12 protein-coding genes are annotated in these 13879 nt (G+C 57.1%); 6 read left to right on the top strand and 6 right to left on the bottom strand.

What is annotated here, in order from left to right; all coding sequences use genetic code 11:
- Positions 1–10: 10 nt before the first annotated feature.
- The 4 genes from IE087_RS00865 to IE087_RS00850 form a co-directional block, all read right to left on the bottom strand.
- Positions 11–1636 carry an ABC transporter permease gene (locus tag IE087_RS00865; protein ID WP_189368291.1) on the bottom strand — a complete coding sequence of 542 codons (1626 nt, stop codon included), beginning with the start codon at positions 1634–1636 and terminating at the stop codon, positions 11–13.
- A 15-nt stretch (positions 1637–1651) separates the two neighbouring features.
- Positions 1652–1939: a DUF1330 domain-containing protein gene (locus tag IE087_RS00860; RefSeq protein ID WP_189367041.1), complete on the bottom strand. Its 288-nt coding sequence runs from the start codon at positions 1937–1939 to the stop codon at positions 1652–1654.
- A gap of 91 nt (positions 1940–2030) precedes the next feature.
- Positions 2031–3140 carry an extracellular solute-binding protein gene (locus IE087_RS00855; RefSeq protein ID WP_189367040.1) on the bottom strand — a complete coding sequence of 370 codons (1110 nt, stop codon included), beginning with the start codon at positions 3138–3140 and terminating at the stop codon, positions 2031–2033.
- An 81-nt stretch (positions 3141–3221) separates the two neighbouring features.
- Positions 3222–4322: an ABC transporter ATP-binding protein gene (locus tag IE087_RS00850; protein WP_189368290.1), complete on the bottom strand. Its 1101-nt coding sequence runs from the start codon at positions 4320–4322 to the stop codon at positions 3222–3224.
- Between the two features lie 191 nt (positions 4323–4513).
- On the opposite strand from IE087_RS00850, the gene IE087_RS00845 reads away from it, so the two are divergent.
- Complete coding sequence (locus IE087_RS00845; RefSeq protein ID WP_189367039.1) at positions 4514–5665, top strand: M24 family metallopeptidase; 1152 nt, start codon at positions 4514–4516, stop codon at positions 5663–5665.
- Positions 5666–6396: 731 nt separating this feature from the next.
- Here the strand turns inward: IE087_RS00845 and IE087_RS00840 are convergent.
- Complete coding sequence (locus IE087_RS00840; RefSeq protein WP_189367038.1) at positions 6397–7794, bottom strand: aspartate aminotransferase family protein; 1398 nt, start codon at positions 7792–7794, stop codon at positions 6397–6399.
- Positions 7795–7944: 150 nt separating this feature from the next.
- Here IE087_RS00840 and IE087_RS00835 point away from each other — a divergent pair, with 150 nt between their 5' ends.
- From IE087_RS00835 to IE087_RS00815, 5 genes are read left to right on the top strand one after another with little or no spacing between them, the layout of a single operon-like run.
- A complete protein-coding gene (locus IE087_RS00835) occupies positions 7945–9027 on the top strand; it encodes a polyamine ABC transporter substrate-binding protein (protein ID WP_189367037.1) in 1083 nt (360 codons plus the stop codon).
- A 60-nt stretch (positions 9028–9087) separates the two neighbouring features.
- The gene (locus tag IE087_RS00830) at positions 9088–10212 is read left to right on the top strand and encodes an ABC transporter ATP-binding protein (RefSeq protein WP_189367036.1); all 1125 of its coding nucleotides are present in this window, start codon (positions 9088–9090) and stop codon (positions 10210–10212) included.
- On the top strand, positions 10209–11084 hold the full coding sequence (locus IE087_RS00825; protein ID WP_189367035.1) for an ABC transporter permease subunit: 876 nt from the start codon (positions 10209–10211) through the stop codon (positions 11082–11084). Before IE087_RS00830 ends, IE087_RS00825 begins: the two co-directional genes overlap by 4 nt.
- Complete coding sequence (locus tag IE087_RS00820) at positions 11081–11899, top strand: ABC transporter permease (protein ID WP_189367034.1); 819 nt, start codon at positions 11081–11083, stop codon at positions 11897–11899. Before IE087_RS00825 ends, IE087_RS00820 begins: the two co-directional genes overlap by 4 nt.
- Complete coding sequence (locus IE087_RS00815) at positions 11896–13215, top strand: NAD(P)/FAD-dependent oxidoreductase (RefSeq protein ID WP_189367033.1); 1320 nt, start codon at positions 11896–11898, stop codon at positions 13213–13215. The genes IE087_RS00820 and IE087_RS00815 overlap by 4 nt, the downstream gene beginning before the upstream one ends.
- Here IE087_RS00815 and IE087_RS00810 read toward each other — a convergent pair.
- Positions 13212–13877: a FlgD immunoglobulin-like domain containing protein gene (locus IE087_RS00810; protein WP_189367032.1), complete on the bottom strand. Its 666-nt coding sequence runs from the start codon at positions 13875–13877 to the stop codon at positions 13212–13214. The genes IE087_RS00815 and IE087_RS00810 overlap by 4 nt on opposite strands.
- Positions 13878–13879: the final 2 nt, after the last annotated feature.

The following is a 13879-nucleotide window of genomic DNA, read 5'->3' as shown; positions in this document are numbered from 1 at the left end:
CCATGGTCTGTTATCCCAGCTTGACGTTGTCGATGCCCACGATCTTGTCATAGGCCCAATAGAGCACCAGAACGGCGGCCAGCAGGATGGTGCCAAGCGCGGCCGCGAGACCCCAGTTCAGCGATGACGAGATGTGATAGGCGATCCGGTTCGAGATAAAGACGCCCTTGGTCCCGCCCACGATTTCCGGTGTGATGTAATAGCCGATGGCTAGGATGAAGACGAGGATCGACCCCGCCCCGATGCCCGGCACTGATTGCGGGAAGTAGACTCGCCAGAAGGCGGTCCAGTTGGTGGCGCCCAGCGACTTGGCCGCGCGCAGGTAGCTGGGCGGGATCGTCTGCATCACCGAGTACATCGGCAGGATCATGAACGGCAGCAGGATATGCGTCATGGCGACGATGGTGCCGAACTGGTTGTTGATCATGATCAGACGATCACCATCACCTACAAGGCCAACCCAGACGAGCACGTCATTGATAACCCCCTGTTGTTGCAACATGACTTTCCAAGCCGACGTGCGGACAAGGAGCGAGGTCCAGAACGGAAGCAGGACGAGGATCAAAAGAAGGTTCGCCTGTCGCATTGGCAGGTTGGCGAGCAACCACGCGATGGGATAGCCCAGCGCGATGCAGGAGAAGGTGATCAGCAGCGACATCCAGATTGTACGGCCAAAGAGGGTCAGCAGGATCTGTTTTTCCTCGGGCTGCCAAGCCACGCCATCAGGTGTTTTCTGGGCATCAACTGCATTCAGAAAGTATCCGGAGGTGTATGTACTGGAATGCGTTTGAATTGTCTTCCAGACGGTTGCTCCGGCCCAGTCTTCGTCCATGTCTTCAAACGCACCAGCCATTGCCGGAACCGGCAGATCAGCGGTCTGGGCTTCGGTCAGCAAGTCGGCAGCCGGTCCCGTGTAGCCTGACAGGTCAGCTGTCTTCAGATCAAGCGCAAGAGCGGTCGCTACGGCTTCCCATGGGTCGCGTGTGGCCGGGTCGCGACCCTGCTGCGTGGCCGTGTAGACGGCCCATGCGGTGTAGGCACGTGTTGTTCTGGGCAGCAGGTTGGACAGTGCGGCATCCGGTGCAAAGTTGACCTCTCCGCTGGCCGATGATCCCGTCAGGGCTGCAACCCGTTTGCGCTGCTGATCAAGCAGATCGGTGTCCGCATCATTTGTTGCATTGAAGATACCGTGCCACGTTTCGCCGTCTTTCCAGGCGCCGTCGAGCTTTTCGAGCGGCTTTTGCGTTTCCTTGCCAATGTCATCGAGTGCCCGACCGGATTGGCGGAACAGTGACGAGACACCGGTTTGTTCATAGTTGAGGCGCGTTCCGAGCCGTGTGTGGCGCTTGGCCTCGGCTGCGAGGAACATGTCGAAATACATTGCTTCGTAGACGTCCTCGCTGGGCGGTGTGCCCGCGTTCGGGTCCCAGTCTGCCAGTGCTTCGACCGTCATAGGAAGCGTGTCACCGACGATCTGGTTTTCAACCGAGCGGAACAGCATGGATGCGATCGGTACGATAAATGTGATCAGGACAAAGATCAGCAGCGGAGCGATCAGCCCAAGAGCACGCAATTTCTGGCGGCGCAAGGCACGGGCGAGGCTGCGTTTCAGTGGAGTGCCGTCGGCGGCAAGCATCGTTTCGGCCACGGGTCAGGTTCCTTTTGCGACGACAATCATTGATGTCGCAGTGCGGTGGCGGATCTTCATGACCTCTTGGTATTCGGGGTCGTTGTAAGCGGCCAATGCCGCCTCGTATGTCGGGAACTCAAAGACGACGTGGCGAGAAAACTCCGGCCCTTCCATAGACTGTGCGTCACCGCCACGCACCAATGGGACCGCGCCGTGTGACAGCAGGATCGGCGTGTCCTTTTCGACGTACTCCTTGTACGCCTCCGGGTCGTTCACGGTGATGTGGCCGATGATGTAGCCTTTGGGCATGGTCGTCCCCCTTACTGGTGCAAGGCGGGGGACACCCCCGCCTTACGATTGGTGTGCAGTAAGGCGGACGTGTCGTCCGCCAGACTTGGACTTATTGTGCCAACCACGCCTGGAATTTGGCGTCGATGTCGTCGCGGTAGTCAGCCCAGAACTCGTAGTTGTAGAGGAAAGTGTTCTTGGCATTGTTGGGGTCGGTCGGCATGTGTGGTGCCATGTCGATGCCCAGTTCCGCATGTTGACCGACCAGTGGCGCAGACGAGGCGCGTGCAGGACCGTACGAGATGTACTTGGCCTGATCTGCCAAACGCTGCGTGTCGGTCGCGAACTTGATGAAGTCACGCGCACGTGCTTCACGCTCTGGGCTCAGGCCCGTTGGGATAATCCAACCATCAAGGTCAAACACCTGCGCGTCCCACAGCATTCCGATGGGCTGCTTCTGCTCTTCGATGGCAGCGAACAGACGACCATTGTAGGTCGAACCCATTACCACTTCGCCATCGGCCAGCAGTTGGGGCGTGTCTGCACCGGCGGACCACCAGATAACGTCGTCCTTGATCGTGGCCAGTTTGTCGAGCGCCTGTTGCTGACCTTCTTCGGTTGCAAGCACGTCATAGACGTCATCCTTGGCCACGCCGTCACAAAGCAGCGCCCATTCCATGTTGTTAATGGGGCGCTTTTCCAGCGAGCGTTTGCCGGGGTAGGCTTCTGTGTCGAAGACAGCGCAAACGCTTGTCGGTGCGGTGTCACCAACCAAGTCGGTGCGATAGCCGAATGTGGTCGAGTACACGATCTGCGGAATGAAGCAGTCGCTGACCAGCAGGTCGCCGAAGTCATCTGCAGCCGATGTGCCGTCAGGCGCTGCCGCCAGGTCTTCGTCCGGGTCGATTTCCAGTGCCAGGCCTTCGTCGCACAGGCGGATGGCATCGGCGGCGACCACGTCAACCACGTCCCAAGTGACGCTACCCGCTTCGTTCATGGCGCGCAGTTTTGCCACGGCTTCGGCCGAACTTTCATCCCACACAGCGCTGACGCCGGGATTGTTTTCAATATAGGGCGCGACATACGCGTTCTGTTGGCTGGCCTGGTATGCGCCGCCCCAGCTAACAAGGGTCATATCGCTGGCCATATGGCCGTCGGCAAATGCCGTGCCTGACGCAAGCGTCAAAGCCGTTGTGGCAAGTAGGGTCTTGGTGAGTTTCATGAACTTACTCCCATTGGTTACGCCCGTTTGATCTGTGCGAAGGCCGGACCACGGGCGTCGCCCTGGCCTTCTTCCTCATGCTCAGGCGTCAAGCGCCCGGCAATCTTGTGGCAACCACCCGATGTCAATCTGGGTGCCCGGTGTCAGGCGGACCTGATCGGGGGCATTGCGTGTCTTGATGACGAAATCGTCGTTTCCGGCAACCCGCAGCCGGGTTCGGAAGATGTCGCCCATATAGATGAATTCGAGCACTTCGGCTTTGAGCGTGTGGGCATCGGGGCTGAGCCGTTCCTTGTTCATTTCGACCCGTTCGGGGCGGATGGAAACGCGGGTCCGTTGTCCGACCTCGGTGACGTTGACCGGCTTGGCATCTATGATCTCGCCATCATCCAGGGTCACTTCGCACTGATCGCCCGCAATCTTGCTGACCTTGCCCAAGAGCGTGTTATTCTCGCCAATGAACTGCGCGACAAAGCTGTTTTCCGGCTCTTCATACAGCTGATCCGGCGGCGCCAGCTGTTGAATGCGCCCATCATCAAATACGGCAACCCGATCGGACATGGTTAAAGCTTCGGTTTGGTCGTGGGTCACGTAGACAGTCGTGATCCCCAGATCGTGAGCGAGGCGTGTGATCTCGAACTGCAGCGTTTCGCGCAGTTGCTTGTCGAGCGCGCCCAGCGGTTCGTCCATCAGCACCAGTTCCGGTTCAAATACCAGCGCACGTGCCAGCGCGATCCGTTGCTGCTGACCGCCGGACAATTGCGCCGGGCGACGGCCTGCAAAATCCTGCATCTGCACCATGCCAAGCGCGCGCATGATTTTCTCTTCCCGTTCGGACTTGCCGATCTTGCGCACTTCCAAGGGGAAGCTGAGATTTTCGGCGACCGTCATATGCGGGAATAGGGCATAGTTCTGAAACACCATGCCGATGCCGCGCTTGTGCGGCGGGATGTTGTTGATTGGTTTGCCGCCCAACTTGATCTCGCCATGCGTGGCTGTCTCGAACCCTGCCAGCATCATCAGACATGTTGTCTTGCCCGATCCTGACGGCCCCAGCATCGTCAGGAACTCACCCTTGGGCATTGAGAGGTTGAGGTCTTTGACGACGAGGATTTCCCCATCATAACTCTTCTGCACGCGTTCGAATTCGACGAACGCCTGTTCGGTCGCAGTGTTGGCCAAATCTGGCTCCCCGTTCATTTGGCGATCTTACGCCGCCGCTTCGCTGCAAACTAAACCGAGGTGGATGGTTCAATGCAACCAACTATGACGCAAAACAACAATTGGTAGCGCAATCCGGTCGGAATCACTGCACTGATGTGCGTTTTTGGGCATTGTTCCTGCAAGATCGGAACATTGAATGGCTGGGAATCATGAGATACGCGTTTGACATTGGAGAGTATCACGCACGTTTGGCGCAGGTTCGTGCGGCGATGGCGCGGGCCAACCTGGATTGTCTTTTCATTACGGATCCGTCGAACATGGGATGGCTGACGGGTTACGACGGATGGTCGTTCTATGTGCATCAGGGTGTGATCGTTACGCATGATGCTGATCCAATCTGGTGGGGACGTCTGCAAGACGTTGCTGGCGCGGTTCGCACGACCTGGATGGGCGAGGGTGGATCCGTCGGCTATGGCGAACATTACATCCAGACGTCGGCCCATCACCCGATGGAAGACCTTGCGGCGCGGGTTTCCGGTTGTGTTGGGGTGGAGATGGACAACTACTATTTCTCCGCCAAGGCATACGCAGTGCTGGAAAATGCCGGATTGATCTTGATCGATGCAACCTCGCTCGTGAACTGGTGTCGTGCGGTCAAATCAGATGCGGAGATCGCTTTCATGCGCAAGGCCGCACGCATTTCTGAAGCGGTGATCGACGGGATGGCGGAGAGAATTGAGCCAGGTGTCCGGAAGAATGAAGTCGTCGCAGCTGCATATAGCGATGCGATCCGAGGCGTCGGCGGTGACTGGGGGGACTATCCGGCGATTGTGCCACTTGTGCCATCGGGCGCGGATGCTGCCGCGCCTCACCTAACATGGAATGGCGACCCTTTTCGACGGGGCGAAGCGACGACGCTTGAGATTGCAGGCTGCTATCGCCGATACCATACGCCTTTGTGTCGATCCGTATTTCTGGGGCAGCCACCGGACGAGATGAAACGAGCCGAGGCGGCGGTGATCGAAGGCGTGGAAGCCGGAATCGATGCGGCGCGCGCGGGCAATCAGGCACGTGATGTCGCCGCCGCGTTGAATAGAGCGCTGCGCGTGGTCGGGATCGAACGCACGGCGCGGTGCGGGTATCCGATCGGTCTAAGTTATCCGCCTGATTGGGGTGAACGAACGATATCGTTCCGAGCAGAGGATGACACGGTCTTGACCCCCAACATGACATTTCATTTCATGCCAGGGCTTTGGATGGAGGAGTGGGGCCTTGCCATAACCGAAAGCATCCGAATTACCGAAGACGGGCCTGCCGAATGCTTTTGCAATCGTCCGAGAGAGTTGATTACAAAGCGGTAGGGGGACCTTTTTCTCTCTTGGAGTTCGCCGTGTCCAATGGGCGACACGTTAGACACTGCTGGCGTTTCTTGGAAGTGTGAAGATGGCAGGCCTCCGGGTAGTCATGCGGGCAAATGTTGGCCTGAAGGTCAACCGGAGAAAGACGCAACCAACGGTGGCGATGCCACGCTTGGAAACAGGTGCGACAAGTGTGGTTTTGCGCAGGCGCACTCCCAAATCAGGTCTATGGAACATCTCATGCCCAAAGACATGGCTTTCGGCGACTGGTCTGAACATTACTCTGCCGCGACAGGTTTGGTCGGATGGGTGAAACAAGCTCGCCATCTTCAACATACAGCGTTACGTCCTTGAGCACAGGCTTCTTGCCGATGTCGGCTTGATCACCGATGCGCCAGTGAATGATAACTGGGAACGGATCAACTTCGAAAGCGCGACACTCTATCTACTGTCGGCATCTACTGTCGGCGGGATCACCCCGTTGCGGCCCGTTCGGAAATCTGATTGGCCGACCCTTAGGCGGGCACCGCCATCGTGTCCCAAAAAGGATCGTTTAATGCCGGTACCGTGAAACACCTTTCCAATCGCCGCCAAAGATCGCACGCGGTTAAAACTTGTAGCAGAGTTCATCAATGGGGCGATCGAATGAGTTTCACAAGTGCATGCACGTCCCATCGCTGGGCAGCATCGATGTAAGCTTTGCACGCGCTCGAGCTTGGCACCGTTGATTTGCGTCAGGCGGCCGGTTTGAGCATGTCACCATCCTTGAGCTGTGCATAACACTCATCCAGTGCCGTGCGCGCCCGGCGGCCCAACTCTGCAATCTCATCTGGTGAGATGACCAGCGGCGGTGAGATGACCATACGGTCATAGACGTGCCGCATGATCAGATTGTTGGCAAAGCAGCGTTCGCGGCACATGAATCCGGCTGTTCCAGCATCCATTGCAAACTTGGCACGGCTATCCTTGTGTGGAGTGAGGGCGAGTGATCCCATCATGCCGGTGATCGTCGTCTCGCCAACCAGTGGATGATCGGCCAGCCCGTGCCACATCTCGTGCAGGGCGGGCATCGCCACATTTCGGACGTGGTCCAGCACGTTTTCCTCTTCAAGGATGCGCAGGTTTTCCAGCGCAACAGCCGCGGCAACCGGGTGGCCGGAATAGGTATAGCCGTGATTGAATTCGCCCGAGCCTATCACCTCGGCCACCTGGTCACACACGACTGACCCACCGATGGGCTGGTAGCCTGACGATAACCCTTTTGCGATGGTCATGATGTGGGGCTTAATCCCGAGGGTTTGCGAACCGAACCAGTTGCCTGTTCGACCAAACCCGCAGATCACTTCGTCCGCGATCAGCAGGATTTCGTACTTGTTGCAGATGCGCTGAATCTCGGGCCAGTAAGTTTCTGGCGGGATGATGACGCCGCCCGCGCCCTGGATGGGTTCGGCGATGAAGGCCGCAACTTTGTCTTCGCCGTGTTCGAGAATTGCAGACTCGAGTTGTTTCGCGCGCGCGACACCAAACTCCGCAGGGGTCATGTCGCCGCCTTCCGCCCACCAATTGGGTTGGTCGATATGGACGATGCCCGGAATCGGCAGGCCACCCTGTTCGTGCATCGCTGCCATGCCGCCGAGGCTGCCGGACCCGACAGACGAACCGTGATAGGCGTTCTTTCGGCTGATCACGATTTGCTTTTTGGGTTTCCCCTTGATCGCCCAATAGGTCCGGACCATGCGCAGGTTGGTGTCGTTGGCTTCGGATCCCGACCCGGCAAAGAAGACATGGTTCAGATCACCCGGCGCCAATTCGGCAATCTTTTGAGCCAGCGCGATGGCAGGCACGTGCGTCGTTTGAAAGAAGGTGTTGTAGTAGGGCAGTTCGCGCATTTGACGGGCGGCGACATCCGCCAGTTCGCCGCGCCCGTAGCCGATATTCACGCACCACAGCCCGGCCATGCCATCAAGGATTTCGTTCCCGTCGCTATCGTGCAGATAGACCCCATTGGCTCGGGTGATGACCCGCGCACCTTTCTCGGCCAGCTCGCCCCCGGCTGTGAAGGGGTGCATATGGTGCGCAGCGTCCAGTGCCTGAAGCTCGGACGTGGGAAGGTGGTTTGTGATGGCGGGCATGAAAACCTCGGGTGTTGAACAACGTGCCGAGAATATGGGCAGCGGGCGCGCCGTCAATCCGCCATCTGCAATCGTGCTGGACGCATGAAGAAAAAGTTGATTTCATATCGGCTGACCCGGGCTCACCGGGCGTGATACGGGGAGTACATCATGAAGACTACACTGCTGAGCACTGTCGCTGCCTTTGCCGTGACAGGAGTTGCGCTCGCGGATGAAGTGCGCGTTTACAACTGGTCGGACTACATTGACGAGGACCTGCTGACCAAGTTTGAGGAAGAGACCGGTCTCGATCTGATTTACGACGTTTTTGACAGCAACGAAGTGCTGGAAACAAAGATGCTGGCCGGGTCTTCGGGCTATGACATCGTTGTGCCGTCGGGTACATTCCTGCAACGTCAGATTTCTGCCGGAGCTTTCCAGAAACTGGATGCATCCAAACTGCCGAACGCCGAAAACCTGTGGGATGTGGTCGAGGCGCGGACGGCGCAGTACGACCCTGACAATGCCTATTCCATCAACTACATGTGGGGCACAACCGGCATCGGCGTGAACGTGGGAAAGGTTCAGGAAGTCCTGGGTGAGGATGCACCGATGGGATCGCTAGATCTGGTGTTCAAGCCTGAAAACATGGAAAAATTGCAAGCCTGTGGCGTGCATTTTCTTGATGCACCGACCGAAATGATCCCGGCAGCGTTGCAATATATCGGCGAAGACCCGGACAGCCACGACCCGGACGTTTTGGCCAAGGCCGAACCAATTCTGATGGGCGTGCGCCCTTACGTGCAGAAATTCCACAACTCGGAATACATCAATGCCCTTGCGAACGGTGACATCTGTGTTGCCTTCGGCTGGTCCGGCGACATTCTGCAAGCGCGTGATCGCGCTGCGGAAGCCGAGAATGGCGTTGAAGTGGCGTACAATGCGCCAAACGAAGGCGCTTTGATGTGGTTCGACCAGATGGCAATCCCCGCGGACGCACCGAACCCAGAAGGTGCGCATGTGTTCCTGAATTTCATTCTGGATGCGCAGAACATGGCCCAGGCGTCGAACTATGTTTATTACGCCAACGGCAACGCAGCCTCGCAAGAGTTCTTGGTCGAAGATGTGATCGGCGATCCAGCCATCTATCCGGACGAGGCGACGCTCGAGAACCTCTATACCACCACGCCGTATCCTGCCCGTGTGCAACGGACGGTCACGCGGATGTGGACCAAGATCAAGTCCGGCACTTAAGGCCGACTTCAGGGCGCGGGGGACATCCTCGCGCCCATTTTCTATTGAACGGAATTCCCCTTGGCAGAGACTGTTTTCGCCCCCTGGGACGACCCGAACGAGAAACCGTTGATCCGGTTTCGTAATGTCACAAAACGCTTTGGCGATTTCACAGCGATTGACGATCTGACCCTCGACATCTTTGAACGCGAGTTCTTTGCCCTTTTGGGTCCTTCGGGCTGTGGGAAGACGACGATGATGCGGATGTTGGCGGGTTTCGAAAACCCTTCCGAAGGTGCGATTGAACTGGCCGGGCAGGACATCGCCGGTGTGCCTGCGAACAAGCGCGCCGTGAACATGATGTTCCAATCCTATGCGCTGTTCCCACACCTGTCGGTCTGGGACAACATCGCCTTTGGTCTACGGCGCGAGAGCAAGGACAAGGCGGCCATTGCCGCGCGGGTCGAAGAGATGCTCAAGCTGACCCGCCTTGAAAAGTTCGCGCGTCGGAAACCGCATCAGATTTCCGGGGGCCAACGTCAACGCGTGGCGCTTGCGCGGTCACTTGCGAAGGCGCCGAAACTGTTGTTGCTGGACGAACCACTTGGTGCATTGGACGCCAAGCTGCGCGAGGCCACGCAGTTCGAGCTGATGGACATTCAGGAAAAGACGGGCACCACGTTTGTGATCGTGACCCACGATCAGGAAGAAGCGATGACTGTCGCCAGCCGCGTGGCTGTCATGGATGAAGGCCGGGTGATGCAGGTCGCAACGCCCGAGCGCATCTATGAGGCGCCGGACAGTGTTTATGTGGCGGATTTCATTGGGGATGTGAACATCCTGCATGGTGCGGCCAAGCCCATTGGCGATGACACATATGAAGTTATCGAAGCGGCGGGATCCACATCGGTGACAGCAGTGAGTGGACGCCCGTTCTCGGATGGGCAGGACTGCCATCTGGCGATACGACCGGAGAAAGTGTCGATCCATAAAGATAAGCCTGACGCCGACAACGCCTTGCAGGGCAAGGTGTTGGACATTGCCTATCTCGGGAACCTGTCAACCTATCACGTCGGACTGCCCACGGGCGACATCATCAAGGCCCAGGTTGCCAACACGCGGCGTGTTTCGCGCCGGAATTTCACGTGGGAAGATCCCGTTTGGGTGAGTTGGACCAAAACTGCTGGGGTGTTGCTCGCGGAATGAGACGGGCAGTCCTCATAGCGGTCCCTTACGCCTGGCTTCTGGCGCTCTTCCTGATTCCGTTTGCCGTGGTCTTCAAGATTTCGTTGTCAGATATCGCGCTGGCCATTCCGCCGTACACGCCAACGGCCAAGGATGGCATCTGGAACATGCTGTCCCAGTTGGACTTTGAAAACTTCATCTTTCTGACCGAAGATGATCTGTATTGGAAAGCTTACGTCAGCTCGCTTCAGATTGCTCTAATTTCAACAGTTTTGACGCTGTTGGTTGGCTATCCGATGGCCTACGCCATGGCTCGTGCGCCGGAACAGTGGCGTCCCACCTTGTTGATGCTGGTGATCTTGCCGTTTTGGACGTCATTCCTCATCCGAGTCTACGCATGGGTTGGCATCCTGTCCGGCGAAGGATTTTTAAACCAATTCCTGATGTGGATCGGAATCGTCGACGCGCCGCTCACGATCTTGAATACCAATACAGCCGTTTATATTGGCATCGTCTACACCTATCTGCCGTTCATGATCTTGCCTATCTATTCGGCGCTTGACCGGCTGGACGGTTCATTGATCGAAGCGGCTGAGGATTTGGGCTGCTCGCGGATCAAGGCGTTCTGGCTTGTGACAATACCGCTGTCCCGGAATGGGATCATCGCGGGTTGCTTCCTGGTCTTTATCCCAGCGCTGGGCGAGTTTGTGATCCCGTCGCTGCTGGGTGGGTCCGGCACCCTAATGATTGGCAAGGTTCTCTTTGAAGAGTTCTTCTCGAACCGTGATTGGCCGGTGGCGTCCGCCGTAGCCGTCATCTTGCTGCTGATCCTGATCATTCCGATCGTCTTGTTCCAGCGGAACGAGCAGAAACAGGTGGAGGCGGAGGGATGAATCGCCTGTCCTCCTTCAATGTCGTATCGCTGACGCTTGGTTTTGTTTTTCTTTATGTGCCGATGCTGATCCTTGTGATCTACAGTTTCAACGCATCGAAACTGGTTACAGTGTGGGCCGGATTTTCGACCAAATGGTACGGTGAACTGCTGTCGAACGAGGCCTTTTTGGACGCTGCATGGGTGACGTTGCGCGTGGCGGTCATTTCTTCGACTATCGCCACGATACTTGGCACAATGGCAGCCTATGTGCTGGTGCGCGGCGGGCGCTTCTTTGGACGAACGCTGTTCTCCGGGATGATTTATGCGCCATTGGTGATGCCGGAAGTCATTACCGGGCTTTCCTTGCTGCTGTTGTTCATTGGGATTGGTCTGGACCGGGGTGTGTTCACCATCGTTCTTGCTCATACAACGTTTTCAATGTGCTTTGTGTCTGTGGTTGTCTCGTCGCGATTGGTTAGTTTCGACAAGTCACTTGAAGAGGCTGCGCTGGACCTTGGCGCGTCACCCTGGGATGCGTTTCGCCTCGTCACGCTGCCCATCATTGCACCCGCAGTGGTCTCTGGTTGGCTTCTGGCATTCACACTCAGCCTGGATGACCTGGTTATCGCGTCGTTCACTTCGGGACCGTCTGCCACGACGCTTCCTATGAAGATATGGTCATCCGTTAGGCTGGGGGTCAGCCCCGAGATCAATGCCCTGAGCAGCATACTGATTGGTCTTGTGACGTTGGGGGTTATCGCCGCCTCATTGGCGTCGAAACAAGCGGCTGTGCGGGCCAAACGGGACGAACAGGCCGCTGTGCGTGCCGTATGACGCGGATATTCCCGCAGTACACCTATGGGAATGGACCTCGTGACGGGTGCTGGTGGGATGAGACGGTAAAAACAAGCGTCCGACCAGCTTTGGCGCGGGATACAAAATGCGACGTTGCGATAGTGGGTGCTGGATTCACAGGTTTATCGGCGGCGCTACACCTGGCCCAGCGGGGTGCGAAAGTCATTGTTCTGGACGCTAACTCTGCCGGCTGGGGTGCGTCGGGCCGCAATGGCGGGTTTTGTTGCCTTGGGGGCAGCATGAGCTCGGATGCGGCACTGGACAGGCAATACAGTCATGCTGCGCGTCATGAGTGGCGGAAAACAGAACGTTTTGCAGTCGAGTTGGTTGAGACGCTAATCAACAGTCTTTCGATTGATGTGGATCGGCACTCGCACGGCGAAACATGTCTTGCCCACAAGCCGCGTGCCTTTGAGCAACTCAAAGAAGAAGCGGCTTCAATCTATGAGAACTATGGCGTTGAGCCTGATGTGCTGCCTCCGTCGGAATTGGCATCGGCTGGTTTGTCAGGACCCTTTCATGGTGCCCTCACAATCCCCATCGGATTTGGCTTGAACCCTCGCAAGTACTTAGATGGCCTGATCAAAGCGTGTCTCAGGCTCGGCGTTGCGATTTACGACAACAGTCCTGCGCTGAACGTCACATCTGGCACAGTGAAAACTCCGGAAGGTGTTGTCCGTGCTGAGCAAATTGTCGTCGCGACTAATGGCTATTCGAGCGAAGATACTCTGCCGTGGATGGCCGCGCGTTACATGCCGGCACAGTCAACTGTCATAGTAACGCGCCCATTGACCGCAGCGGAGCTGCAGGATCAAGGATGGAGCAGCGATCAGATGTGCTATGATACACGGCATCTGCTTCATTACTTTAGGCTTATGCCGGATCGGAGGTTTCTGTTTGGAATGCGAGGCGGGTTACTCTCTGGTCCGAAGGCGGAAAAGGCTGCGCGTTCAAAAGTGGTGCGCGATTTCCGTTCCATGTTTCCGACATGGTCGCATGTTGATGTAACTCATGCGTGGTCGGGTCTTGTCTGTCTGAGCCGGGATCGCGTGCCTTATGTTGGGCCAGTCCCAGGAATGCCTGGTGTGCTGACCGGTTTTGCATACCATGGCAACGGTGTCGCGATGGGTACGTATACTGGCTATGCCTTGGCGGCCTTAGCAAGTGGTCAAGAACCTGACCGCTACCCAAGTGTCATGTCTAACGCCGCTTCCCGTTTTCCACTTGGGCGCTTTCGCCGCCTTTTGATGCCCCCGGTCTATGCAGGCTTTGGTTTGAATGATGCGTTGCCTTAAGACGCTTCTCGAAGCCCCGAGACATCGTTGGCGCGCACCATGTATCCGCTTTCAAGTACCAAAAGGGTTGACCCACTGTCGATACGCGCTTCGGTCACGCGGTTGTAGGTCAGTGCCGATTCCGTCAACAGGACCTCTCCCTTCGCTGCGCTTTCAATCTGGAACGAGTATTCGCCGTGGGGAAGAGCCGTTCCATCTGCGTCGAGACCGTCCCAGACATACGCTTCGGCGCTGACTGGCATGCTGCGGCGGGCGACCTCGTTGCCTTGCTCGTCTTTGATGACCAAGGTCACGGAATCTGCAGCTACAGGCGGATTGGGAGCTATTGTGATCGCCTCGCCGTCGAATTTAACAGGGCCATGAACCAGCGCTTCCATGCCAATCCAATTCGCAGCGCCGGAAATGTCATTGGCGCCAAGCGCCGCAATCATTTCTTTCACCAGATCGTTCGTCATGACTTGCTGTTCGACCATCGAAAACTGGGCCAATTGTGCCGCGTATTCGGATGAATCAAGCGGTTCAAGAGGGTCCTGGTACTTGGCCTGTGCGGTCAGCATCTTGAGAAACACTTCAAAATCCGAGCTTAGTACTCCGGATGAATCGACGTTGGGGGTGGACGTGTTGGCGACCTGTGCCTGGCCAGTTGTTTGCGTAACGTCCATGA

This window comes from Tateyamaria omphalii, from assembly GCF_014651375.1.
Classification (GTDB): Bacteria; Pseudomonadota; Alphaproteobacteria; order Rhodobacterales; family Rhodobacteraceae; genus Tateyamaria; species Tateyamaria omphalii.
The sequence above is the reverse complement of the archived record's forward strand: the minus strand, read 5'-3'. Positions and strand labels throughout refer to the sequence as shown.